We start from the raw sequence: 21,544 nt of genomic DNA on the forward strand, positions 1-21,544 counted from the left end.
TTTATACATTATCTTTCTGCGCCCCGCCGGGCGGGCCCCCATAACAACAACTTCATGATCGACGCGCGGCCGACACGGCCGGCGTGGGCGTCAGCGTTCGACGAGGACGTCGTGGCCCAGGTCGAGCAGGGAGTGGCGCCACTCGTCGTCGGCGTTGCCGCGCGACGGCTTGGCGTCCACCAGGGACTGAATCCGGTCGATGGCGTCCCGCATCACCTCGATGTCCTCCGGGGTGAGGTCCACCTTCCGCTTGCGCAGCACCGCCAGGATCTGCCGGCCCGGCTCGGGCAGGCCCAGATCCGGGTCCGCGCCGAACGACTCCTCACCGGAACCGCGGGTCAGCAGCCACTGACGCAACTGCTCGGACGGGACGTTGACCTGGGCGTGGAAGTCATCCCAGAGCACCGCAACCTCGGGTTCGAGCCGCTGCTCGCGTACCATCAGGCCTCCTCTTCCGGTGGCGGCCCGGACGCCTCCGGGTCCTCCTCGTCCTTCTTCCGGCTCAGCCCCTCCGCCGGCATCCGCACCCGAGCGGGGTTGGCCGTCGGGCGGGCCTGGATCGGCTCGGGGTGCTCGTCCTCCTGGGTGGACTCCGCCGGTTCCCGGCGCTCCTCGGGCTCGGGCGCGTCCGGCCGGCTCATCGCGGGTGCGTCGTCGTGGCGGCGGTGTAGCCGCGTTCCCCCGCCCCCACCCGGAAGGTCAGCGCCCCCTCGCTGACGTCCACGGTCACCTTCTGGCTGGGCGAGATCTGCGACTCCAACAGCATCCGGGACAACCGGTTGTCCACCTCGCGCTGGATCACCCGGCGCAGCGGGCGGGCGCCGAACTCCGGCTGGTAGCCGTGCTCGGCGAGCCAGTCGACGGCCGCGGTGGTGACCTCCACCTGGATGTCCTGGGCGTGCAGCCGGCGTCGGGTCTCCTCCAGCATCAGCTCGGTGATCTGGCGCAGCTGCTCGGCCTCCAGCCGACGGAAGATGATCACCTCGTCGATCCGGTTGAGGAACTCCGGCCGGAAGTTCTCCTGCAGCCGGCGCATCAGCCGCTCGCGCAACTCGTCGCTCTCCTGGGCGCTGCCGGGCTCGCCGGCGCCGAAGCCGACCGAGCGCTGGGTGCCGGTGATCAGTTCCGAACCCAGGTTGCTGGTCATGATCAGGACAGTGTTCTTGAAGTTCACCGTCCGGCCCTGGCTGTCGGTGAGCCGGCCGTCGTCGAGCACCTGGAGCAGGATGTTGAACACGTCGGGGTGCGCCTTCTCGATCTCGTCCAGCAGCACCACCGCGTACGGGCGGCGGCGCACCGCCTCGGTGAGCTGACCGGCCTCCTCGTAGCCGACGTACCCGGGTGGCGCCCCGACCAGCCGGCTGACCGTGTGCCGCTCCTGGAACTCGCTCATGTCCACCCGGACCATCCGGTCCGCCTCGCCGAAGAGCGCCTCGGCCAGGGCCCGGGCCAGCTCGGTCTTGCCGACACCGGTCGGGCCGAGGAAGAGGAAGCTGCCCATCGGCCGCTCGGGGTCGGCGAGCCCGGCCCGGGAGCGCCGGACCGCCTCGGCGACCGCGGTCACCGCGTCGTCCTGCCCGACCACCCGCTCGTGCAGGTGCCCCTCCAGGCGCAGCAGCCGGTCCCGCTCCTCCTCGGTGAGCTGGGCGACCGGGATCCCGGTGGCCCGGGAGACCACTTCGGCGATCTCCTCCGGACCGACCTCGGGAACCTGCGAGGTGTCGCCGTCCTCGCCGTGCGCCCGACGTACCTGCTCCTCCAACTCGCCGATCCGGTCGCGCAGGGTCGACGCCCGCTCGTACTGCTCGTCGGCGACCGCCTGCTCCTTGTCCCGACGGACGTCGTCGAGCTGACGCTCCAGGTCGCGCACGTCGGCGGCGGGGGTTCGGGTACGCAACCGGACCCGGGCGCCGGCCTGGTCGATCAGGTCGATCGCCTTGTCCGGCAGGAACCGGTCGGTGACGTACCGGTCGGAGAGCTCGGCCGCGGCGACCAGCGCCTCGTCGGTGAAGCGCACCTGGTGGTGCGCCTCGTACCGGTCACGTAGCCCGCGCAGGATGGCGATGGTGTCGTCGACGCTGGGCTCGGGCACCAGCACCGGCTGGAACCGGCGGGCCAGGGCGGCGTCCTTCTCGATGCTCTTGCGGTACTCGTCCAGCGTGGTCGCGCCGATCACCCGCAGCTCGCCGCGGGCCAGCGCCGGCTTGAGCATGTTGCTCGCGTCCATGCCGCCCTCGCTGCCGGCCCCGCCCGCCCCGACCAGCGTGTGGATCTCGTCCAGGAAGATGATCAGCTCGTCCCGGTGCGCCCGGATCTCGTCGATGACCTTCTTGAGCCGCTCCTCGAAGTCGCCGCGGTAGCGGGTGCCGGCCACCAGGCCGGCCAGGTCGAGCTGGACCACCCGCTTGCCGAGCAGGGTCTGCGGCACGTCGCCGTCGCAGATCCGCTCGGCCAGCCCCTCCACGATGGCGGTCTTGCCGACGCCGGCCTCGCCGATCAGCACCGGGTTGTTCTTGGTACGCCGGGAGAGGATTTCCACCGCCTGCTCGATCTCGTCGGCCCGGCCGATCACCGGGTCGATCTGGTCGTTGCGGGCCAGGTCGGTGAGGTCCTGGCCGTACTGGTCGAGGGTCGGAGTGCCCCGGTCCGGCCTCGGGCCGGTCATCGGGCCGCGCTCGGCGTTGGCGGCCTGCAACGACTCCGGCTGGATCCGCCCGGCGGCGAGCATCCGCCCGGCCGGCGACTCCGGGTTCAGCGGCAGCGCCATCAGGATGTGCTCGGGGCCGATGTAGTTCGCGCCCATCGCGCGGGAGAGCTGGTGGGCGTCGAGCAGGGCCCGCTTCGCCGCCGGGGTGAGCGACAGGTTCGGCGGCACCTCGCCACGGGGGGCGCCGTCACCCCGCCCGCCGAGCGCGTTCAGCAGCGTGTCCGGGTCGGCGCCGGCCCGCCGGACCAGGTCGCGCAGCGGTTCACGTTGCAGCGCCGCCCAGAGCAGATGGTCGGTGTCCAGGTCGCTGCTCTGCCGCTGCGCCGCGCGCCGGGCCGCGTCGGCCAGCATCTCCCGCGCGTCGGCGGTCATCAGCCGGGTGATGTCGACCCGGTGCGCCGGTCGGCGCCCACCCTCACCCCGGCCGAAGTACCGGGCCAGGAACTCGTCCCACGGGTCGGAGCCGAACTCGCCGGGTCCCATCATGTCTCCTCCGCAGTTGCGAGCGGCACGGTCGGCAGGGGCTACCCGGCGGTCGGCGCGACAAACGCCGCGGAGCGCGGGGCACCGGCGCGGATCCGGTCCGTCGTCCGGTCGTCGCGACCCGCCGGAAGAGCCCAGCAGCGGGCGTACCAGCGGTCGCGGTGGCAGGCTGAGGCCATGGACGTACCGCCGCTGTTGATCGTGGACGCCGCAAACGTGGTCGGATCCCGCCCGAACGGGTGGTGGCGGGACCGGGCCGGGGCGACCGCCCGGCTGCGCGACTCGCTGACCGGGGTGGCCGCCGCCGGGCTGCCGCCGCAGCTGCCGCCTCCGCTCGAGGTGGTGCTGGTGGTCGAGGGTGCGGCCCGGGACGTGCCGGCCGTGCCGGGGGTCGAGGTGGTCGCGGCCCCGGGCTCCGGCGACGACGCCATGGTCGAGCTGGTCGGCGCGGCGCCGGAGCGCCGCCGGGTGGTCGTCACCGCCGACCGTGAGCTGCGCGAACGCGTCACCGCGCGGGGCGCCGAGGTGTACGGGCCGCGCTGGCTGCGCGAGGCGATGACCGGCCCGGACGCCACGGCGCGCGGCTGAATGCCCCCGACCCGCGGTCCCGCCAATCGGACTCCCGGCGCTTCGTGGTGACAAGCGGTCAGCGGGGCAGGAACACTGACAGGGCGGATGTTCTCCCGCGCCCCGAATAGGCTCTAATGAAGGCCTCCCCGCCCCCAGGAGGTACCCCCCGTGGCGAGCGTCGCCGAGCTCAAGGCAGCCATCGACGTTGCACTGCAACAGATCGGCGACGGCCAGAGCGCCGTCCAGGCAGCCGGTGAGAGGTTGGCCGAGGCGCAGCAGACACTCGCCGGCGCGCTCGAGGGCAGCGGCCACGAGACGGTCGAGGCGGCCCAGGCGTCGCTGACCCAGGCCAGCCAGGAGCTGGAGGAGTGCCTCGCCGCCACCCTGGTCGCGGTCGAGCAGGCGCAGCTCTACGTCGCGGCCCTGTAGGGCCCGCCGTGTCCATTGTCGAGGATGTCGGCGCGCAGGTCCGCGCCGCCGCCGAGGAGCTGCCGCTCGACCTGCTCGGGCAGGCGCTGGAGAAGTTCGGGATGGCCGGCGAGCGGCTGCGCTGGGTGCGGCAGGAATCGGCCAACCCGATGGGGGTGCCGGAGCTCTCCGCCGCGACCGAGCACGCCGAGACCGCCGGCTACGCGCTACGGCTGGCCCAGGAGCAGCTCGCGGCCTACCTCGCCGCGCTCGGGCTGGCCGGCGGGGGCGGGCCGGCGGCGCCCCGGCCGCAGGACTCCCAACCGCGGCACGACGCGCCCCGCGACGCCGCCCCCGTCGGCGTACCGGCCGAACCAGCCGAACAGGTGCGGCTTCGCCGCTGGTGGTCGGTGCGGGTGGCCGAGCTGACCGGCGGGCCGGAGGGCGCCGACGAGCCGGACGAGCGGATCGGCGACTCCGCGGAGCTGCTGCGCCGGGTGGTTCGCGGGGTACGCGCCGGGGACCGCGACCGGCTCCGTACCGAGCTGCGCCGGGCGCACGCCGACGTCGGGCTGGGGCTGGCCGCACTCGCCCCGCCGCTGCTCCGCGACCTGGCCGGTGAGCTGCTCGGGCACCCGCCCCGGGCCGACGACCTGGGCCGGCTGCGCGGCGAACTGGACGGCAGGGTCCTCGACCTGCTGCCCGGGCTGCCGGCGCCGGTGCTCGACACGCTGCTGACCCGGGTCTGCCGGATGCCCCCACCACGACGCTCCGGGGAGCCGCCGCACGCCGCGGACTCCGCGGTCAGCGCCGGGGTGCTGACCGGTGTGCTGCTCGCCCGCCTCGGCCGGGACCTCCCGGCCGACGCCGGCCGGTCGAGCACGGCGGACGCGGGCCGGGCCGACGCGGGTGGCACCACGCCGGGCGCGCCGGGGCGCACGGGTGAACGGCGCCCGCCGGCCGGTCAGGACACCATCGGCGCCGGCCGGACACCGCCACGCGGGCACGCTGCCCGCCCACCGGGGCGCACCGGCGCCGCACCCGGTGCGCCGACGAGCGCCCGGTCGTGGCCGGGCGAGCCGGCCGGAGCCGGCAGCCGGGTGCCGCCGCACTCGGGTCCGTGGCACGACGCGCCGCGGCGCCGGGGCTCCGATGGCTGACCGGCGCGCCCAGCTGGTCACCCGGGTCCGGGAAACCCTCGCCGAGGCTCTCGGCGCGAGCCGGACCCGGCTCTCCGCCGCGCAGGCCGAGCTGACCGCCGGGCAGGAGCGGCTTGCCCGGGTACGTCGGGCCGCGGCGGTGGTGCCGGAGCGGGTCGGCGCGGAACGGGACCGCCGGCTCGCCGAGATCGACGCCCGGCACGCCGCCCGGATCGCGGAGCTGGCCCGCCGGGCCGCCGACGCCGCGCGGCGGGAGGCGCCGGGCGCGGCCAGCGACGAGTGGCCAGGGTGGCGGCCCACGCCCGCCGGCCGCGGCGAACCGCCCGGCGCGCTGCGGGTCGGCGCGGTCCGGATCGCCGGCGCCGAACCGGTGCCGGCGCTGGTGCCGCTGCTCGACGCGGGGCACGTCCACCTCACCGGCGACGACCGCGACGGCGGCGACGCGGTGCTCTCCGCGCTGCTGCTGCGCGCGCTGGGCCGGGCCGACCCGGGCGCGGTCCGGCTGATCGGGTACGACCCGGAGCACCTGGGCGGCGGGCTCGCCGGGTTCGCCCCGCTGGGCACCGCCGGGCTGCTCACCTTCGTCGGCCCCGGCGGGCTGAGCCGACTCCTCGACGACCTGGTGGAGCAGATCCGCCGGATCAACGAGACCGTGCTGGCCGGCGAGCACGGCTCGTTGCGCGAGCTGGCCGCGGCGACCGGTCGCCGCCCCGAGCCGTGGCGGGTCGCCGTGCTGCTCGGCGGCGACGAGCTGTCCCGACACGAGCGGGGACAGCTCGACCGGGTGGTACGCACCGGCGCGGCCTGCGGGGTCCACCTGGTCGTCCGGGGCGTACCGCTGCCCGACGACCCGACGATCACCCGGGTGGTGGCCGAGCCGGACGGCGCGCGCACCGGCGGGCCGCCCGGGCTGCCGGTCCGGCTGGATCCGCCGCCACCGGCGACGCTGGTCACCGATACCTGCCGGGACGTGGCGGCCCGGGTCAACGCCGGCCCGCCGCCGACCCCGTTCACCGACCTGCTGCCGCCGCCGGAGCAGATGTGGCAGGAGGACTCCTCCACCGCGCTCACCGCCCCGATCGGGGAGGGGCCGCACGGCCGGCCGGTGCAGGTGACGCTGGGCGACTACCCGCCGCACGCACTGATCGGTGGCCCGTCCGGGACCGGCAAGACCAACCTGATCTTCGCTTGGATCGGTGCGCTGGCCGCCCGCTACTCCCCGGCCGAGCTGGAGTTCTATCTGCTGGACTTCAAGGAGGGGGTCTCCTTCGCCCGGTTCGCGCAGGGCCGACGGGATCCGAGCTGGCTGCCGCACATGCGGCTGGTGGGCATCAACGTCAACACCGACCGCGAGTTCGGGCTGGCGTTGCTGCGCTTCCTCGCCGAGGAGCTACGCCGGCGGGCCGACGCGGCCAAGAAGCACGAGGTCACCAAGCTGGCCGAGCTGCGCGCGGTGGACCCGACCGGGCGCTGGCCGCGGATCGTCGCGGTGGTCGACGAGTTCCAGATGCTGCTCGCCGGCCGGGACGTGGTCGCCCGGGAGGCCGCCGACCTGCTGGAGGACCTGGCCCGCCGGGGCCGCTCGCAGGGCATCCACCTGGTGCTCGCCTCCCAGGACGTGCGGGGCATCGAGGCGCTGTGGGGGCGGCCCGCCCTGGTCGCCCAGTTCACCCTGCGCATCGCGCTGCCGAAGGCGCTGCGGATCCTGGCCGAGCGCAACGACGCGGCCCAGTCGCTGCCCCGCTGGCACGCCCTGGTCAACGCCGAGTCGGGGCTGCCCGAGGGGAACGAGGTGGCCAGGATCCCGTCGGCCAGCGACTGGGAGACCTGGAGCGGCCTGCAGCACCGGCTGTGGCGGATGCGTCCGCAGGACGCCGCGCCGGCCCGGCTCTTCGACGGCGACGCCATCCCTCGACTGGCCGACGCCCCGGACTTCCGCGCGCTGCGGCCGGGTGACGGGACGCAGCGGGGACCGGTCGCGCTGCTCGGCGAGATCATCGACGTGCAGGCCCGCTCGGCGGCGCTGCGGCTGCCCCGGGCGCCGGGGCGCAACCTGGCGGTGCTCGGCACCCGGGTCGACGAGGCGTGCGCGGTGCTCGACGCGGCGGCCCGGTCGCTCGCGCGCCAGCACCGTCCGGGCACCGCCCGGTTCTCCATCGCCTGCCTGGACCCGGACGCCGATCCGGTCGCCCGCGCCCTCTACGAGGACCTCGCCGACGACGCCTCCTGGTACGACGAGGAGACCGTGCCCGAGCTGATGGTCGAGACCGCGGAGGGCCTCACTGCCTCCAGCCACCCGCACTACCTGCTGCTCTTCGCGGTGGACGCGGCGGCCGGCTCGCTGGCCGCGCCGGCCGGGCGACGCAGCGGGCTGGAGCAGCTGCGCCGGATCCTGCACGACGGGCCGGAGCGGCGGACCCATGTGCTGGCCTGGTGGCGGGGGGTGGCCCGGATGCGCGCCGACCTGGGCGGGCCGGCCGCGCGCACGGACCAGATCGGGGCGTGGGTGGCGCTCGACGCGCACGGCGGGGAGCTGGGCTCCTCGCTCTATCCGGGCACCGGCGGGCCGGACTGGTATCCCCGGCCGTGGCGCGGGCTCTTCTTCGACCGGGCGGTACACCGCACCGGACAGGTGATTATCCCCTATGGACCGGCCCGATGAACCAACCGGTGACCAGTGAGACGTACGCGGCCCAGGTGCGGCGGCTGGCCGACCTGACCGCCCGGGTGCACGCCCAGCGAGACGAGGCGCGCAGCTGGCACGAGCGGCAGTGCGCCGCCGCGGACCGGGCCGTCGCCGAGGCCGCCGAGCAGGTCCGCGAGGCCGAACGCGAGCTGACCGCCGCCCGTGAGCTGCAGGAGCGGATGGACGCGGAGGTGACGCACCTGTGGCAGCAGCTGCGCGCCCGGCTCGGCGCCGCCGGGCGGCGGCTGGCCGGTCCACCCGCGCCGGCGGTCGGCGCCGACGGCGATCCGGTGCTGCTGCTCGCCCGGGTGCGGGAGCTGCTGAACCGGACCAGGCAGCCGGGTGAGCTGCCCGGGTCGGTCAACCCGATGCTCGCGCTCTGCGGGGTGGGCGGGGCCGCCCTGGCCTACGGCCTCGGGGTGGGCGCTCGGGCGGCCGGGGTCGGCTACGGCGGTGACCTGGCCGTCGGGATGCCCGTGCTGGCGCTGGTGGTGACGCTGCTCGGCCCGCTGGTCGGCCTGGTACCGGCCAAGGTGCTGGCCGACCGGCGACACGCCGTGCTCGGCCCACGCCCGATCACCGTGGTGCTGGCGGCCGGGCTGCTGACCACGGCGCTGCTGCTGGTGCTCGGCCGCTGAGCCCGGCCCGCGTCGTCGGCGGCTGCGGGATGCTCTGGTGGGCGACGATCCGCGCGATGGCCGGCGCAATGGCCCCGCCCGCATGCGCCCGGCCGCTCTCATGGACGCGGCCCCCGCAGCGACCGCCGGGGCAGTGGGCCAGGTCTGCTCGCGGGCGCGGCCCGCAGCGACCGCCTGGGCAGTGGGCCATTTAGCGTGCTGCCTCTGCGGTATCAATATGCCGCAGAGGCATCACGCTCGCTCGACATCGCGCCCTGGCCGGCGGTGTCCCTGCCGGACGCTCGCTCACCCCCGGCCGCCTCGGTCACCGCCGACCGGCGACGGCGTGGCGGCGTGACGACCGGGCGGACAGGAACGGCATCGCTCAGGCCGGGACGACGACCGCCTCGCGCAGCAGCCGGCGGGCCAGCACCAGCCGGTCGGCGTCGTCGGGCAGACCGGGCAGGTCGCCGACGCGGGTGACCTGGCCGGCGAGCAGAGCCCGCACCGCCGGCTCGCACTGCGCGGGCAGAGTGATCGTCCGGTCCGACAGGCGCAGCGCGACCCCGTCCGAGCCGTCCGGGACGAGCTGCCAGCGCAGCCCGGCTCGCGGGCTGAGGCGAGCGTCGGCGTCCAGGGCCGCGAGCGCCGCCGCCTGGGCGAGCGGGCGGATCGGCGCGGGCCGGGACGCCGGCCAGGCCCGCTGCCGCAGCCGGGCCGTCACCGCGACCGGGTCGGCCCGCAGCAGCCAGTCGCGCAGCGCCTCGACGGTCTCGGTGAGTTCCGGCTCGATGGCGTCCGGGTCGGCGACGTCGGTGCCGAACGGCAGGCTGGCCCGCAGCCGGCGGTCCTCGGCGGCGAGCGCCAGCAACTCCTCCACCAGCGCGTAGCGGGTCAGCGCGCGGATGCCCACGGTCAGATGCAGCGAACTCGTCTCCTGCGCCTGCGCGCTGTGCAGCCAGCCACGGGGCAGGTAGAGCGCGTCGCCGGGGGCGAGGACCACGTCGAGCGCGGCCGGCCCCTGCGCGGTCGCGGTGATCTCGTCGGCCCGGCCACCCCAGGGCTGCCGCTCCAGCGGGTCGGGCAGCACCGGAGGGTGGATGCGCCAGTGCTTGCGGCCGTCGACCTGGAGCACGAACACGTCGTGGGTGTCGTAGTGGGTGGCGAAGCCCTGGTTGCCCGGAGGAGTCAGGTAGGCGTTGACCTGCAACGGCTGGCCGAGCGCCAGGCCCAGGTCGCGGGCGAAGTCGATCAGCGCCGGCCAGGTGCGGTGCAGACCCTGCAGCACCAGGGTCGCCCCGCCCGCGTACTGCTCCAGCACCCGCTCGTCGAGGACCTGGTCGGCGATCTCGGCGCCGGCGCCACCGCCACCGGTCCACCGCGCGGCGGGAACCAGCTCTCCGTCCTTGGCGATCCGCAGGAACGGGGTGCGCAGGCCACGGCGGCTGAGCAGTTCGTCGGCGTCCCCGGGGCTGAACAGGTCGGTGAAACCGGCCGCGTCGGGCAGCTCGTCGGCGCGGGACAGCAACGGGGTCTGCCCCCAGTACGCGGCGGCGAACTTCGCCGGCTCGACGCTGACGCAGCGGGCCAACGCGGCCGCCGCGGTGACGGACGGGACCGCCGGGCGGCCGTGGCCGCCCGGCGGGTCGTTGTGCGTCACGGCGCTCGTTACCGGGCGCTGCCGTCGGCGCCGCCGTCCTGCTTGCCCGGCGTCGCACCGCCGTCGGCCGGACCCTCGGCACCGCCGTCGGCGCCACCGTCCTGCTTGCCCGGGGTCGCGCCACCGTCGGCCGGACCCTCCGCGCCCTGGTCGGCGCCCTGGTCCATGCCGCGCTCGGCGCCCTGGTCCGCGCCGCCGTCGGCGCCGCCGTCGCGCTGACCCGGGGTCGCCCCGCCGTCGGCCGGACCCTCGGCGCCACCGGCGCCGCTGGTGGTCATGTCGTCGTCGCTGAGTGCCATCGGTGCTCCCTTGTGCCGCCCCGCCGTGCGCCGGGGTCCGTGTGCAGCGGGTGGTACCCCACGCGCGATCTTCTCTAACCACACCGTAGACGCCCCGACCGGCCGGCACGGGCGGTTCGCCGGTCCGCCGCCGCGCTGCTCGACGGCCCGGCCACCCAGCGGCGCGGCGTCGCCGGTGTCAGGATGGAGCGGATGATCCTGGTGGGCACCTCGGGCTGGCAGTACCGCGACTGGCGGGAGCGGTTCTATCCCGCCGCGGTGCCGCAGCGACTCTGGCTGGAGCACTTCGCCGAGCGGTTCGCGACGGTGGAGGTGAACAACGCCTTCTACCGGCTGCCGGAGCGGGACACCTTCGCCGCGTGGCGGGCGCGGACCCCCGGCGACTTCTGCGTGGCGGTGAAGATGAGCCGCTACCTGACCCACATCAAGCGGCTGCGCGACCCGGCCGAGCCGGTGAGCCGCTTCCTGGGCCGGGCCACCGCGCTCGGCGACCGCCTCGGTCCGGTGCTGCTGCAACTGCCGCCCAACCTGCCCGCCGACCTGGCGGCGCTGGACGCCACGCTGCGCCTCTTCCCGGCCGAGGTGCGGGTCGCGGTGGAGCCACGCCACCCGTCGTGGTGGATGCCGGCGACCCGGGCGCTGCTGGAGCGACGCCGCGCGGCGCTGGTCTGGGCCGACCGACTCGGCCGTCCGGTGGCCCCGCTGTGGCGCACCACCGACTTCGGCTACCTGCGACTGCACGAGGGGCGGGCCCGTCCGCACCCGCGCTACGGGCGCGCTGCGCTCGCCTCGTGGGTCCGGCGGCTCGCCGACACGTTCGGCGACGCGCCGGCGTACGTCTACTTCAACAACGACCCGGGCGGCGCGGCCATCGTGGACGCGGTCGCCTTCGCCGGCCTGGCGCGCCGCGCCGGGCACCCGGTGAGCCGGGTCCCGGCGGAGTGACCACGCCCGGCCCGCCCCTGCGCCGGGGCGGGCCGGTGGGTGTCACGGCATCATCCGGGCCAGGTCCTTCGGCATGGTGTCCTTGACGTCCTGCCACTCGCCCTGGGTGATGTGCCGGCGCAGGGTGTCCAGCACCACCTGCACGACCTGCTCCATGCCGCCCTCCACGTCGTACGGGAAGCCCTGCCGGACCTCGTAGAGGAAGTCGTCACGGTTGAGCTTGATCGGCACGTCCGACGGGCTCCACCCGTCGAAGTAGATGCCCCGCACCAGCACCGGCAACTGCTGGGCGAACTCGACGCTCTCCTGCACCGGCAGCCGGTCGCGCAGCAGGTGCAGCACGGTTCGCAGCGCCGCGTAGGACTGGTTGCGCTGCTCCTTCGGCCAGCCGTAGGCGCTCTCGATGTCCTTCAGGATCAGGTTCGTCTTGTCCAGCGAGGACTCGAACGCTGAGATCAACTGCTCAGCCATCTCCCCACCCCCGTTCCTCGGTATCCCAGCGTCGGTCGTCGTCGCGGCGCGGCGGCCCCACCGGGCCGGGTCGCGAGCGGATCGGGCCCCGTCGGCCGCTCCGCGGAGCGCGCCTGGTGTCTCCGGAGCCGCCGACCACGTGCAGGACGGCGCCCCGTCGGGGGTCCGTCACCATCCGAGCCGTCATTCCCGGTCACCTCCTCGTGGTGCGTGCCGGCGACCGTTTGCGGTGCCGCCCGGGCCGGGTCGACGACGCCGACCGCACGCACCGCCACTCTGCCCGCCGGGCGGGTGAGCCGGCCTCACCCCGGTCGGGTGAGGTCGGATCAGTCGGCGCCCAGCAGCCCGGCGAGGGTGGCGGCGTTGGTCTGCGCGTAGTCCCGGTAGCAGTTGTTCATCAGCACGTGCGTCTGTTGGGTGGAGTCGGCCAGCTCGCGCAGCTTCGGCGCCCAGTCCCGCAGCTCCCGGTCCGCGTAGCGGTAGCCGAACTTCTCGTGGATGTCCTTGCTGGTCCACTTGTCGCTGTGCCCGTGGAAGCGGACCACCGCGAGGTCCGCGGTGGCGGCCAGCACCGGCGGCACCGAGGAGCGGTGGCCCTGCGGCATGTCCACGCAGACGAACGGCAACTCGTGGGTACGCAGGAAGTCGAGCGTCTCGTCGGCGTTGTCGCCGTCGAACCAGGAGGCGTGCCGGAACTCGTAGACCGGCCGCAGCGGGGCGCAGCGCCGGGCCACCTCGAGCAGGTACTGCTTGTTGTCCCGCTTGATGGTGAACCAGGGCGGGAACTGGAACAGCAGGGCGCCGAGCTTGCCCGCCTCCACCAGCGGGTCGAGCGCGGAGAGGAAACGTGACCACACGTCCTCGTACGCCTGCGCGGGCAGGTCGTCGGGGTAGACGTTGCGCTTGTCGGTCTGGGGACGCAGGTCCTTGTAGATCGCGCTGACCCGGGTCGGGTGACCGGTGAGCAGGCTGAACGCCTTGATGTTGAAGGTAAAGCCGGCCGGCGTGCGCTCGGCCCAGAGCTGGGCGGTCCGCTCGGCGGGTGGCGAGTAGTAGGTGGCGTCCACCTCGACCAGCGGAAACTTCCTGGCGTAGTAGGCCAGGCGCTTCTCCGGCGTGTCGGCCGTCTGCGGATACCAGCCGGAGTCCAACAGGGTCCGGTCGGTCCAGGACGCGGTGCCCACCTTGATCTCACCCATGGGTGAAGTCCACCGCGCTCCGGACCGACCGGCAACCGCTGACGCTCGTCAGGCCGCCCGACGTTCCCGGGTCTGCTTGCACGACACGCAGGTCGTGGCGGAGGGGAAGATCTCCAGCCGTTCGACCGGGATCGGCGCGGAGCAGCCCTCGCAGAAGCCGTAGGTGCCCTCCTCCAGCCGGCCCAGCGCGTGCTCGTACTGGGCCCGGCGGTCGAGGATGGTGCGCAGCAGGGACTGCGCCGTGTCCCGCTCGGCGGTCTTCGTGCCGCTGTCAGCCTGGTCGTCGCCGGCGGTGTCGCCGACCTCGACCAGCCGCAGCACTTGGCTCTGCAGCACCGCCTGCTCGTACTCCGCGGACAGCTCGTCGTAGCGCGCCTGGAGCGACTGACGGATCTGGGCGGTCTCCGTCTGGGAACGGCCCGTTCCGACCGTGTCATGGACGAGCATCGCTGCCTGCCTTTCCTGGCGTCTGTCAACCGGCGGCCCGGCGGCCCCTGGCCCCGGTTACGGTCGCGTCCGGTGCACGGGCGATCACCCGTGCTCTGTGAGCCGGGCGATTACCCACCGGATCCGTCGACCAAACCGGCGATTTCGGGGACATCAGGCGCCCGCGGGCGGCTCCACGACAGCGGGATGCCGGGGGTCGTCGTAGCGCACCACCACGTCGGCGAACGAGGCCGGCGCGACCTCCTCGGCGTAGCGGTCGAACGCCGGCAGCGTCCAGCTCTGCTCCGGGTCGGTCCGCCGCCGCAGGGCCGCCGGGGAGAGCGCGAGGTGGACGGTGACGTCGAAGGGCAGCCCACCACCGAGCAGCAGCGCCCCGCTGACCAGTACCACCCCGCCGGGTGGCAGGTCGACGTAGCCGGCTCGGCTGGCCCGGTCGGCCGCGGCGTCCCAGAGCGACGGCAGCACCCGGCCGGAGCCACCCGGGCCGGCCGGGTCGAGCACCTCCCGGCGCAACCCGACCTCGTCCACCCACCCCTCGTAGTACGCGTCCGGGTTGGTCCGGCCCAGTTCCAGGCGGACCGAGGCCGGGCGCAGGAAGTCTTCGGCCCGCACGTGCAGGGCCGGGTGGCCGCGGGCGCGCAGCGGGTCGATCAGGGCGGCGGCCAGTTCGTCCGGTCGGGCGGCGGCCGGCCCGTCCACTCCCACCCGGAGTCGGCGCGGGGCCGCGTCGGCGGCGGGCACGGCGTGGGCGTCCTGCTCGGCCAACCGGTCGGTCAGCCGGTCGGTCAGCTCGGCGACGAGCCGCTCGGGCGAGATGGGACGGATGCGCACCGACCCATCCTGCCGCGCGCCGGCGGGCGGTGGCGCGGCGGGCGGTGGCGCCGAGCGGGGTCAGCCGTTGCGGTCGATGGTGACCCGGGCGTCGTCGGCGAGCCGGTAGCCGACGCCGTAGACGGTGGTGACCAGCGGCACGTCCACCCCGACCTTGCCGCGCAGTCGGCGCACGTGCACGTCGACCGTGCGGACGCCGGCGTGCTCGTAGCCCCAGACCGCGTTGAGCAGTTGCAGCCGGGTGAAGACCCGGCGGGGGTGGGCGACCAGGTGCAGCAGCAGATCGAACTCGAGCCGGGTGAGCGGCAGCGGTTCACCGTCGCGCAGCACGGACCGGGACGAGGCGAGGATGTGCAGGGCCGGGATGGTCGCGGCGAGTGGCCGGGTGGGGGCACGGTTGGCCGGCAGTGACTCGGGCCGCCGCTCCAGCGGGACGTTGCTGGAGATCACCCCCTCGCCGCGCTCAAGGAGCTCCCGGGCGGCCTCCAGCAGCCGGCGGGCCGGCGGGGTCAGCGACTCCTCGGCGGCGAGGGGGATGGACAGCGTCACGGTGAGCACGGGCGCGACCGTGTTCGCCGGGCGGCGCTGGCCGCCCGGGGGTCGACCGGGAACCGCGGGTTGGGACGTATGCCATCCGGCGCGCGACGAGGCGGGGCTGACCGACATGGTCCTCCTTGGCTGGTCCGGGTATCTCCCCACGGCCCGGGACGCCGCTTCATCGATGCTTCCCGGCGCCCGTGCGAGGGTCAAGGGGCGGCTGCGTTGCATGAATGTGACAATTGACGAACGCATCGGAGCCGGATGCTCGCTCTGCGTACGAGGCCTGATGATTACAGCAGAGTCGCCGAGATGACCCGATACGGGGGGTGCCCACCCGGTTCACATTCGGTGTCGGCCCGCACGCACCGTCGCAAGTGAATCTGGCTCGCCTTCGTCGGGCACGCTCCCAGATGGACCCGGCACGTCACGGTGGCGGGACACGTCACCCGCCGACAGGACGACGCGGCGCAACCGGGGGTACGGGTGCGCCGCGTCGGCGAAGGGGACGGAGCCGCCGGTCAGCGGGTCCGGTCGACGGCGATCCGGGCCTCGTCGGCGAGCCGGTAACCGACGCCGTAGACGGTCGTCACCACCGGGGTGTCGACGCCGACCTTGGCGCGCAGCCGCCGCACGTGCACGTCGACGGTGCGGGCCACCGCGTGCTCGTAGCCCCAGACGTTCGCCAACAGTTGCAACCGGGTGAACACCCGTCGAGGCCGCTCGGCCAGGAACAGCAGCAGGTCGTACTCGATGCGGGTCAGTGGGATCTCCCGGTCGCCCTGGCATACCACCCGGGAGCCGGCGAGGATGTGGACCTCGTCCGGGCCGGCGGCCGGCAGGTCCGGGACGGCCCGGGGCCCGGCCGGGGCGAGGTCGTCGGCGCGCAGCCGGCCCTCCCCCGACTCGGCGAGTTCACCGATCAGGTCGAGCAGCCGGACCAGCCCCGGCGTGAGCGGGCCGGGCGCGAGGTCGACCGTGAGGGTGAGGGTCGAGCTGGCGCGGGCCGGCGCGCTCCGGCCGGCGCGGACCGGCGGGTGCGGCCGTGGCGAGATGGCGACGACGGACATGGTGCCTCCTGTGACGGCGGTACGCCCGCCACGCCGGGTGGCGCGTGGCGGTCAGTGGAGCGCCCGGCCGGCGGTCACCGGTGGCGCGAGCGGGGACGGGGGCAGCGGGGTGGGGCCGAGGGCGGGCAGGCCGGCGATCCGCCAGGCGGCGAACCCGCCGACGACGTCGGTGGCCCGGTGCAGCCCGAGGTCCTTCAGCGCCGCGGCGGCCAGCGAGGAGGTGTAACCCTCCTGGCAGAGGACCATCACGGGCAGGTCGTAGCCGACCGCCTGGGGCAGCCGGGCCGGGCAGCGCGGGTCGAACCGCCACTCCAGCACGTTGCGCTCCACCGCGAGCGAGCCCGGCACCGTGCCGTGCGCGGCCCGCTGGGCGGCCGGCCGGATGTCGACCAGCAGCGCGCCCGCCCGGTACGCCAGATGCGCCTGCTCCGGATCGAGCCGGTCGAGCCGGGCCCGGGCGGCGGTGAGGATCTCGTCGATGCCCCGGGAACCCGGTGGGGGCACCGGGGCCGGACAGCGGGTGGCGCGGGGCTGGCGCATTCTCGGTTCCTTCCGATGACGGCGGGTCGGCGACCCGGTGCGGGACGGCGTGCCGGTCGGCGCCGCGACGCTGGTCGGCGCGGGTCGGCGGGTGGTGCTCACCAGGCGACGCCGGCCTCGGCCACCTCGGCGACCCGCAGCCGGCCGTCGGTGAGCTGGTAGCGGGTCATCCGGCGCAGCGCCGGCCGGTAGACGTGCACGCTGACCGCCGGCTCGTCGCCGCGGTTGGCGACCAGGTGCACGTGTCGGGCGCCGAAGCGGCGGCCGGCGCCGGCGGCGAGCCGGCGCGGGCGCAGCCGTCCCGCGCTGACCGTCTCCTCGGTCAGCGCCCCGGCGACGACCAGGAACGCGCCGGACGAGCCGCCGTGGTCGTGCAGGTCGGTGCCCTGGCCGGGCAGCCAGCTCAACGCCCACACCTCGTGGTCGGCCCCGGCGGCGAGCCGGCCGTACCAGCGCTCGGCGGGGTCGAAGCACAGCGGCACGGGCCAGCCGGCCGGGTCCGCCGCCCACCTCGCGGCGACGGCGAGCAGGTCGGGCTGCGGGACGTTGCGGTTCATGACGTTCCTCGCGGGTCGGGCGGTACGGTCACCCCACTCTAGGCGGCAAACCCTATAGGTTTAGTAGGTATTCTCAGATGTCGGGACGCGGTCCGCCCCGCAGCGGCCAACTCCGCCCCGGACCCGGTCAGCGGCGTACCGGCGGCTCCACCCGGTAGCCCGGCACGGACGGCCAGCGCACGGTGAGCACCACCGACTCCCGCTCGGCGTACCAGCTGTGGTCGACGCCGCGACCCCACACCACGTAGTCGCCGGGCGCGCCGAGCACCACGGTGCGGTCCGGCAGTTCGACCCGGAAGCGCCCGCTGATCAGCACGAGCAGGGCGATGCGCCGCTCACCGGTCGCCCACCGGGCGCGGGCTTCCCCCGCCGGGTGCACCCCCCACTTGACCTCGACGTCGGTGCTGTGCCGCACGTCGCCGGGCGGGACGAAGTGCCCGAGCAGCCAGCCCGCGTCCGCCGCGCCGTCGATGCCCGCGTTGCCCACGTACACCGTCTCGCTCATCGCCCTCCCCCATCCGCCGGCCGAGGACCGTACCAGGGGCGCGGGAGACCTAATCTGGACCGGTGAGCGACGAACTCGACGCCGAGACCCTGGCCTTCGCGCACCGGATGTTCGACCTGGCCCGGGCCGGTGCCGCCGAAGAGCTGTCCGGGCACCTGGACGCCGGGCTGCCGGTGAACCTGACCAACGACAAGGGCGACACGCTGTTGATCCTGGCCGCCTACCACGCTCACCCGGAGACCGTGGCCGCGCTGCTGGCCCGGGGCGCCGATCACAGCCGGATCAACGACCGGGGGCAGACCGCGCTGGCCGCGGCGGTCTTCCGCAGCAGCTCCGAGGCGGTACGGGCGCTGCTCGCCGCCGGCGCCGACCCGGATCACGGCGCTCCGTCGGCGATGGACACCGCCCAATTCTTCGACCTGCCACCGATGGTGGAGCTGCTGCGCGCCGGGTGACCTCCGGCGGGCCCGCTGCCGGGCACGGTATACAGGGGCGGTGGAAGATCCGCTACCTGAGCAGATGCGTACGGCCGGCGGGGCGCTGCTGGCCGCGCTCGACGAGCCGACGCGCGCCCGCGCCGCGTACCGCTTCGACGACGAGGCGGCCCGCCATTGGCTGGAGTACCGGCCGCGGCCCCGGCCCGGGGTCTGCCTCGCCGACCTGGACGTGGTCGGGCGCAAGGCCGCGCACCGGCTGCTGGCGACCGCGCTGAGCCCGGCGGCGTACGCCCAGGCGATGGCGATCGTCGCCCTGGAGGAGGTGCTGGACCGGGCCGAGGGGTGGCGCCAGGGCCGGCACAGCGGCGACTACTGGGTGGCGGTCTTCGGCGACCCGGAACGTGACGACCGCTGGGCGTGGCGGCTGGAGGGGCATCACCTGTCGGTCAGCATGACCGTGGTGGACGACCAGGTCTCCCCCGCGCCGATCTTCTTCGGCGCCAACCCGGCCGCCGTCCGGCACGGTGGCCGGCCGGTCTCCCGCCCGCTCGGCATCGAGGAGGACCTGGGCCGCGCCCTGTTGGACGCGATCGGGTCGGCCGGGCGGGCCGCCGCGATCATCGACGACAAGGCGCCCGGCGACATCATCAGCGCCACCCGACCGCGGGTGGACGGGCCGCTGGAGCCGCTCGGCGTTCCGGCGGACCGACTCGGTCCCACCGGGCGGGCGCTGCTCGACCAGTTGGTCGCGCTCTACCTGGACCGGCTGCCGCCGGAGCTGGCGATCCGCGAGGCGAAGCGGCTGGACAGCCGCGAGCTGCACTTCGCCTGGGCCGGCCCGATGAGTCCCGGGCAGCGGCACTACTACCGGATCCAGGGCGACGACCTGCTGATCGAGTACGACAACACCACCGACGACGGCAACCACGCGCACACGGTGCTGCGCCGCCCGGCCAGCGACTTCGGCCAGGACGTCCTGGCCACCCACCACACCACCACCCCCCACCCCTGACCCCGGTCAGGGGCGGCGGGCTTCGATCAGGAAGCGGCGGGCGTGGGCGACGAAGGTGCCCTCGGACCGGATCCGCCGGTGCAGGGCGAGCAACTGGGGCCGGTACCGCTCGACGGTGAAGCCGGGGACCGTCCAGATCACCTTGCGCAGGAACCACACCACCGCGGCGACGTCGTGAAAGACGGTGCGCAGCGTCGCCTCCCGCACGTCGACGACGGTCAGCCCGGCGGCCCGGGCGGCGGCCACCGCCTGCGCGGTGTGCCGCGAGGTGGGCGGGGGCAGCGGGCCGAGGATCGCCTCGCTCAGCTCCCGTACGGTGCCCGCCCCGATCTGCTGGGAGAGGAACGTGCCGCCGGGCCGGAGCACCCGTGCGGTCTGCGCCCAGTCGGTCCGCACCGGGTGTCGGCTGACCACCAGGTCGAAGGACGCGTCCCGGAACGGCAGCTCGGCGTCCGGGGCGACCGCGACCACGGTCGCGCCGAGCGGACCCAGTGTCTGCCGGGCGACCAGCACGTTCGGCGGCCAGCCCTCGGTGGCCACCAGCAGCCGCGGTGCCCGGGGCACCTCGGCGAGCACCTCGCCGCCGCCGGTGTCCACGTCCAGGGCCGCCTCGGCGTCGGCCATCCGGGCCGCGACCATCCGGGCGTACCCCCAGGCCGGGCGCTCCTCGGTGGCCCGGCCGGCGAGCCAGTCGAAGGCCCAGCCCTCGACCGGGGCAGCGGCGCCCTCGGCGATCAGCTTCTCGAAGTCCGGATCGGTGTCCACCCGGGTGAGCCTGCCGGCCGGCTTCCACCGCCGGCAAACGAATTGCACGACACGAAACTCGCTCAACTCCAGGTCGGCGACATGGCGGAGTCCCCGGCAAGGAGAGGCCGCCAGGTCGCGGATCCGGTGTCGGTCTTCGCCTCCGGACGGCCGTTTCGGCGGCTGCGGTCAGGGGCGGGGCGGAACGATCTCCGCCGTCGAGGCGGTGACGCCGCCCAGAGCGTCGAAGGTGGTCGCCTCGCTGCGGCCCTTGTCGAACCGGCGCATCAGCCGCGCGCCGAGCCGTACGCCCACCCCGCCGACGGCCAGGGCGACCAGTTCGGTGAGGAGCAGGACGATCGACGCGCCGCGCTGCGGTGCGTCGGCCCGGATCAGGCAGGCGAGAAGGAACAGCCCGGCCATCGTCAGGTTCACCAGGTTGAAGGCGATCGCGGTGCGCCGGGTCCGGTCGCCGGGCACGTCCCACAGGTCGATCATCCCGGCCATCGCGGTGAGTCCCGCCGCGACCAGGGCGGCCACCGCCGTCCAGTAGCCGACCTCGCCCAGGAACGCGGGCCCGCCCAGCACGTCGGTGAGGTCGAAGACGACCGCGCTGACGAAGAGCCCGTACGGGAACGTCACCAGCATCGGTTGAATGGGGTGCCCCTGGACCCGCAGCCGGCTCTGCATCGTTCCCTCCCCTGGTCAGCTCAGCGTCTGAGTCCAGAGTGCTACCCGGGCACACCCGGGACGAAACGACACGCGAGGTGGAAACCGACCGACTCGGGTCAGCTCTCCCGGGCGCGGGAGACCGTCCGGACCAGCCGCTGGGCCACCTCGCGCAGCGGGATCTCGAGCGACGACGCGGCGCTGCGCAGCACGTCCAGCGCCTCCTCGGCGGGGCAGCCGCGCTGCGTCATGATCACCCCGACGGCCTGCCCGACCACCCCGTCGTGCAGCAGCGCGGCGTCCCACTCGCCGGCCACCTCCAACTGGCGGGCACGGCCCCGCACGGCGGCGAGCAGCAGGCCGGCGTGCTCGGCGAGCAGCATCGCGGTGAGCTGGTGCAGGGTGGTGAGCACGTCGGCGGCGCCCGCGTACAGGTTGATCGCCCCGATCACGTGGTCGTCGACGTCGAGCGGGGCGGAGATCACCCCGTGCACGCCGAGGTCGGTCGCGCGTGAGGTCCAGTCCGGCCAGCGCCGTTCCCGGCCGAGATTCTCCGACAGCACCATCTCCCGCCGGCGGATGGCGTCCATCGCCGGCGAGTCGGGACCGTGCCGCGGGTCGTCCAGGCCGGCCAGCCGATGGTCGGAGGCCGCCCCGCCGGCCGGCTGACCGGCCCGCAGGACGGTGAAACCGCACCAGCTCACCCCCGCCACCGCGTCCCGGCTGATCCGGACCAGCGCGGTCAGCGCCTCATCGAAATCGGTCACGGCGATCAGGCCGGCGGTCAGCTCCCGCAGCAGCGCGGCCGTCTCCAGCACACCGACGGTCGGCGCCGCCGGCTGTTGCGTGTCCAGGTTCACCGGCGCACGGTCCCGGCCCCCGCGCGTGCCACCGCACGCCCCACCGATGCCATCACCTGTGTCATCGTCTGCTCTCTCCCGAGTCTTCGGACCCGCCCTACTACCCCTGAGAACATGGGTCGAAACGGGC

At 74.9% G+C, this 21,544-nt stretch carries 25 protein-coding genes; 8 read left to right on the top strand and 17 right to left on the bottom strand.

What is annotated here, in order from left to right:
- Positions 1 to 90 precede the first annotated feature (90 nt).
- The 3 genes from AB0C04_RS30600 to AB0C04_RS30610 are packed head-to-tail and all read right to left on the bottom strand — an operon-like array spanning position 91 to position 3,193.
- The gene (locus tag AB0C04_RS30600; RefSeq protein ID WP_357061480.1) at positions 91 to 441 is read right to left on the bottom strand and encodes a DUF3140 domain-containing protein; all 351 of its coding nucleotides are present in this window, start codon (positions 439 to 441) and stop codon (positions 91 to 93) included.
- Positions 441 to 641: a hypothetical protein gene (locus tag AB0C04_RS30605; protein WP_357061483.1), complete on the bottom strand. Its 201-nt coding sequence runs from the start codon at positions 639 to 641 to the stop codon at positions 441 to 443. Before AB0C04_RS30605 ends, AB0C04_RS30600 begins: the two co-directional genes overlap by 1 nt.
- Positions 638 to 3,193, bottom strand: coding sequence for an ATP-dependent Clp protease ATP-binding subunit (locus AB0C04_RS30610; RefSeq protein WP_357061486.1), 2,556 nt, complete (start codon positions 3,191 to 3,193; stop codon positions 638 to 640). The genes AB0C04_RS30605 and AB0C04_RS30610 overlap by 4 nt, the downstream gene beginning before the upstream one ends.
- Before the next feature lie 174 nt (positions 3,194 to 3,367).
- Between AB0C04_RS30610 and AB0C04_RS30615 the strand changes: the two genes are divergently transcribed.
- From AB0C04_RS30615 to AB0C04_RS30635, 5 genes are all read left to right on the top strand, one after another.
- Positions 3,368 to 3,778 carry a hypothetical protein gene (locus AB0C04_RS30615; RefSeq protein WP_357061488.1) on the top strand — a complete coding sequence of 137 codons (411 nt, stop codon included), beginning with the start codon at positions 3,368 to 3,370 and terminating at the stop codon, positions 3,776 to 3,778.
- 150 nt (positions 3,779 to 3,928) lie between these two features.
- Entirely contained in the window at positions 3,929 to 4,189 is a 261-nt protein-coding gene (locus AB0C04_RS30620) for a hypothetical protein (RefSeq protein ID WP_350876533.1), read from the top strand.
- An 8-nt stretch (positions 4,190 to 4,197) separates the two neighbouring features.
- Complete coding sequence (locus tag AB0C04_RS30625; protein WP_357061491.1) at positions 4,198 to 5,328, top strand: hypothetical protein; 1,131 nt, start codon at positions 4,198 to 4,200, stop codon at positions 5,326 to 5,328.
- Positions 5,321 to 7,990, top strand: coding sequence for an FtsK/SpoIIIE domain-containing protein (locus AB0C04_RS30630; protein ID WP_357061494.1), 2,670 nt, complete (start codon positions 5,321 to 5,323; stop codon positions 7,988 to 7,990). Before AB0C04_RS30625 ends, AB0C04_RS30630 begins: the two co-directional genes overlap by 8 nt.
- Positions 7,987 to 8,652: a hypothetical protein gene (locus AB0C04_RS30635; protein WP_357061496.1), complete on the top strand. Its 666-nt coding sequence runs from the start codon at positions 7,987 to 7,989 to the stop codon at positions 8,650 to 8,652. The genes AB0C04_RS30630 and AB0C04_RS30635 overlap by 4 nt, the downstream gene beginning before the upstream one ends.
- Positions 8,653 to 9,016: 364 nt before the next feature.
- On the opposite strand, the gene AB0C04_RS30640 is transcribed toward AB0C04_RS30635, so the two are convergent.
- Entirely contained in the window at positions 9,017 to 10,291 is a 1,275-nt protein-coding gene (locus tag AB0C04_RS30640) for a cupin domain-containing protein (RefSeq protein WP_357061498.1), read from the bottom strand.
- Positions 10,292 to 10,299: 8 nt separating this feature from the next.
- Positions 10,300 to 10,590, bottom strand: a complete 291-nt coding sequence (locus tag AB0C04_RS30645; protein ID WP_357061502.1) for a hypothetical protein — start codon at positions 10,588 to 10,590, stop codon at positions 10,300 to 10,302.
- A gap of 183 nt (positions 10,591 to 10,773) precedes the next feature.
- Between AB0C04_RS30645 and AB0C04_RS30650 the strand changes: the two genes are divergently transcribed.
- The gene (locus tag AB0C04_RS30650; protein ID WP_357061504.1) at positions 10,774 to 11,535 is read left to right on the top strand and encodes a DUF72 domain-containing protein; all 762 of its coding nucleotides are present in this window, start codon (positions 10,774 to 10,776) and stop codon (positions 11,533 to 11,535) included.
- Positions 11,536 to 11,577: 42 nt separating this feature from the next.
- Here the strand turns inward: AB0C04_RS30650 and AB0C04_RS30655 are convergent, their stop codons facing one another.
- The 9 genes from AB0C04_RS30655 to AB0C04_RS30695 form a co-directional block, all read right to left on the bottom strand.
- Entirely contained in the window at positions 11,578 to 12,006 is a 429-nt protein-coding gene (locus tag AB0C04_RS30655; RefSeq protein ID WP_350876547.1) for a DUF2267 domain-containing protein, read from the bottom strand.
- Positions 12,007 to 12,332: 326 nt separating this feature from the next.
- Positions 12,333 to 13,205: a DUF72 domain-containing protein gene (locus tag AB0C04_RS30660; RefSeq protein WP_357061506.1), complete on the bottom strand. Its 873-nt coding sequence runs from the start codon at positions 13,203 to 13,205 to the stop codon at positions 12,333 to 12,335.
- Between the two features lie 48 nt (positions 13,206 to 13,253).
- The gene (locus AB0C04_RS30665) at positions 13,254 to 13,652 is read right to left on the bottom strand and encodes a TraR/DksA C4-type zinc finger protein (RefSeq protein WP_350876551.1); all 399 of its coding nucleotides are present in this window, start codon (positions 13,650 to 13,652) and stop codon (positions 13,254 to 13,256) included.
- A 153-nt stretch (positions 13,653 to 13,805) separates the two neighbouring features.
- Positions 13,806 to 14,483, bottom strand: coding sequence for a uridine kinase (locus tag AB0C04_RS30670; protein WP_357061511.1), 678 nt, complete (start codon positions 14,481 to 14,483; stop codon positions 13,806 to 13,808).
- Positions 14,484 to 14,543: 60 nt separating this feature from the next.
- A complete protein-coding gene (locus tag AB0C04_RS30675; RefSeq protein WP_350876555.1) occupies positions 14,544 to 15,149 on the bottom strand; it encodes a winged helix-turn-helix domain-containing protein in 606 nt (201 codons plus the stop codon).
- Between the two features lie 392 nt (positions 15,150 to 15,541).
- The gene (locus AB0C04_RS30680) at positions 15,542 to 16,090 is read right to left on the bottom strand and encodes a winged helix-turn-helix domain-containing protein (RefSeq protein ID WP_357061514.1); all 549 of its coding nucleotides are present in this window, start codon (positions 16,088 to 16,090) and stop codon (positions 15,542 to 15,544) included.
- Between the two features lie 51 nt (positions 16,091 to 16,141).
- Positions 16,142 to 16,630 (bottom strand): rhodanese-like domain-containing protein, encoded by a 489-nt coding sequence (locus AB0C04_RS30685; RefSeq protein ID WP_357061516.1) that lies wholly within the window; start codon positions 16,628 to 16,630, stop codon positions 16,142 to 16,144.
- A 98-nt stretch (positions 16,631 to 16,728) separates the two neighbouring features.
- Complete coding sequence (locus AB0C04_RS30690) at positions 16,729 to 17,187, bottom strand: cysteine dioxygenase family protein (RefSeq protein ID WP_357061518.1); 459 nt, start codon at positions 17,185 to 17,187, stop codon at positions 16,729 to 16,731.
- Positions 17,188 to 17,314: 127 nt separating this feature from the next.
- Positions 17,315 to 17,692, bottom strand: a complete 378-nt coding sequence (locus AB0C04_RS30695; RefSeq protein ID WP_357061520.1) for a signal peptidase I — start codon at positions 17,690 to 17,692, stop codon at positions 17,315 to 17,317.
- Positions 17,693 to 17,754: 62 nt separating this feature from the next.
- Between AB0C04_RS30695 and AB0C04_RS30700 the strand changes: the two genes are divergently transcribed.
- Together AB0C04_RS30700 and AB0C04_RS30705 are read left to right on the top strand one after the other, a co-directional pair.
- Complete coding sequence (locus AB0C04_RS30700; protein ID WP_357061522.1) at positions 17,755 to 18,147, top strand: ankyrin repeat domain-containing protein; 393 nt, start codon at positions 17,755 to 17,757, stop codon at positions 18,145 to 18,147.
- Between the two features lie 40 nt (positions 18,148 to 18,187).
- Entirely contained in the window at positions 18,188 to 19,141 is a 954-nt protein-coding gene (locus tag AB0C04_RS30705; RefSeq protein WP_357061525.1) for a DUF3500 domain-containing protein, read from the top strand.
- Positions 19,142 to 19,147: 6 nt separating this feature from the next.
- On the opposite strand, the gene AB0C04_RS30710 is transcribed toward AB0C04_RS30705, so the two are convergent.
- The 3 genes from AB0C04_RS30710 to AB0C04_RS30720 form a co-directional block, all read right to left on the bottom strand.
- Positions 19,148 to 19,906, bottom strand: a complete 759-nt coding sequence (locus AB0C04_RS30710; RefSeq protein WP_357061527.1) for a class I SAM-dependent methyltransferase — start codon at positions 19,904 to 19,906, stop codon at positions 19,148 to 19,150.
- A 168-nt stretch (positions 19,907 to 20,074) separates the two neighbouring features.
- Positions 20,075 to 20,575, bottom strand: coding sequence for a DUF2231 domain-containing protein (locus AB0C04_RS30715; protein ID WP_357061530.1), 501 nt, complete (start codon positions 20,573 to 20,575; stop codon positions 20,075 to 20,077).
- A 98-nt stretch (positions 20,576 to 20,673) separates the two neighbouring features.
- Entirely contained in the window at positions 20,674 to 21,414 is a 741-nt protein-coding gene (locus AB0C04_RS30720; protein WP_357061533.1) for a GAF and ANTAR domain-containing protein, read from the bottom strand.
- Between the last annotated feature and the right edge of the window lie 130 nt (positions 21,415 to 21,544).

The organism is Micromonospora sp. NPDC048909 (genome assembly GCF_040649635.1).
Lineage (GTDB): Bacteria > Actinomycetota > Actinomycetes > Mycobacteriales > Micromonosporaceae > Micromonospora.

Excerpts from the sequence above, each read along its gene's own strand:
- AB0C04_RS30650 (WP_357061504.1), top strand. The coding sequence starts at position 10,774 with ATGGAGCGGATGATCCTGGTGGGCACCTCGGGCTGGCAGTACCGCGAC.
- AB0C04_RS30630 (WP_357061494.1), top strand. The coding sequence starts at position 5,321 with ATGGCTGACCGGCGCGCCCAGCTGGTCACCCGGGTCCGGGAAACCCTC.
- AB0C04_RS30615 (WP_357061488.1), top strand. The coding sequence starts at position 3,368 with ATGGACGTACCGCCGCTGTTGATCGTGGACGCCGCAAACGTGGTCGGA.
- AB0C04_RS30600 (WP_357061480.1), bottom strand. The coding sequence starts at position 441 with ATGGTACGCGAGCAGCGGCTCGAACCCGAGGTTGCGGTGCTCTGGGAT.
- AB0C04_RS30655 (WP_350876547.1), bottom strand. The coding sequence starts at position 12,006 with ATGGCTGAGCAGTTGATCTCAGCGTTCGAGTCCTCGCTGGACAAGACG.
- AB0C04_RS30715 (WP_357061530.1), bottom strand. The coding sequence starts at position 20,575 with ATGCAGAGCCGGCTGCGGGTCCAGGGGCACCCCATTCAACCGATGCTG.
- AB0C04_RS30605 (WP_357061483.1), bottom strand. The coding sequence starts at position 641 with ATGAGCCGGCCGGACGCGCCCGAGCCCGAGGAGCGCCGGGAACCGGCG.
- AB0C04_RS30635 (WP_357061496.1), top strand. The coding sequence starts at position 7,987 with ATGAACCAACCGGTGACCAGTGAGACGTACGCGGCCCAGGTGCGGCGG.
- AB0C04_RS30690 (WP_357061518.1), bottom strand. The coding sequence starts at position 17,187 with ATGAACCGCAACGTCCCGCAGCCCGACCTGCTCGCCGTCGCCGCGAGG.
- AB0C04_RS30695 (WP_357061520.1), bottom strand. The coding sequence starts at position 17,692 with ATGAGCGAGACGGTGTACGTGGGCAACGCGGGCATCGACGGCGCGGCG.
- AB0C04_RS30665 (WP_350876551.1), bottom strand. The coding sequence starts at position 13,652 with ATGCTCGTCCATGACACGGTCGGAACGGGCCGTTCCCAGACGGAGACC.
- AB0C04_RS30660 (WP_357061506.1), bottom strand. The coding sequence starts at position 13,205 with ATGGGTGAGATCAAGGTGGGCACCGCGTCCTGGACCGACCGGACCCTG.
- AB0C04_RS30610 (WP_357061486.1), bottom strand. The coding sequence starts at position 3,193 with ATGATGGGACCCGGCGAGTTCGGCTCCGACCCGTGGGACGAGTTCCTG.
- AB0C04_RS30680 (WP_357061514.1), bottom strand. The coding sequence starts at position 16,090 with ATGTCCGTCGTCGCCATCTCGCCACGGCCGCACCCGCCGGTCCGCGCC.
- AB0C04_RS30685 (WP_357061516.1), bottom strand. The coding sequence starts at position 16,630 with ATGCGCCAGCCCCGCGCCACCCGCTGTCCGGCCCCGGTGCCCCCACCG.
- AB0C04_RS30645 (WP_357061502.1), bottom strand. The coding sequence starts at position 10,590 with ATGGCACTCAGCGACGACGACATGACCACCAGCGGCGCCGGTGGCGCC.
- AB0C04_RS30675 (WP_350876555.1), bottom strand. The coding sequence starts at position 15,149 with ATGTCGGTCAGCCCCGCCTCGTCGCGCGCCGGATGGCATACGTCCCAA.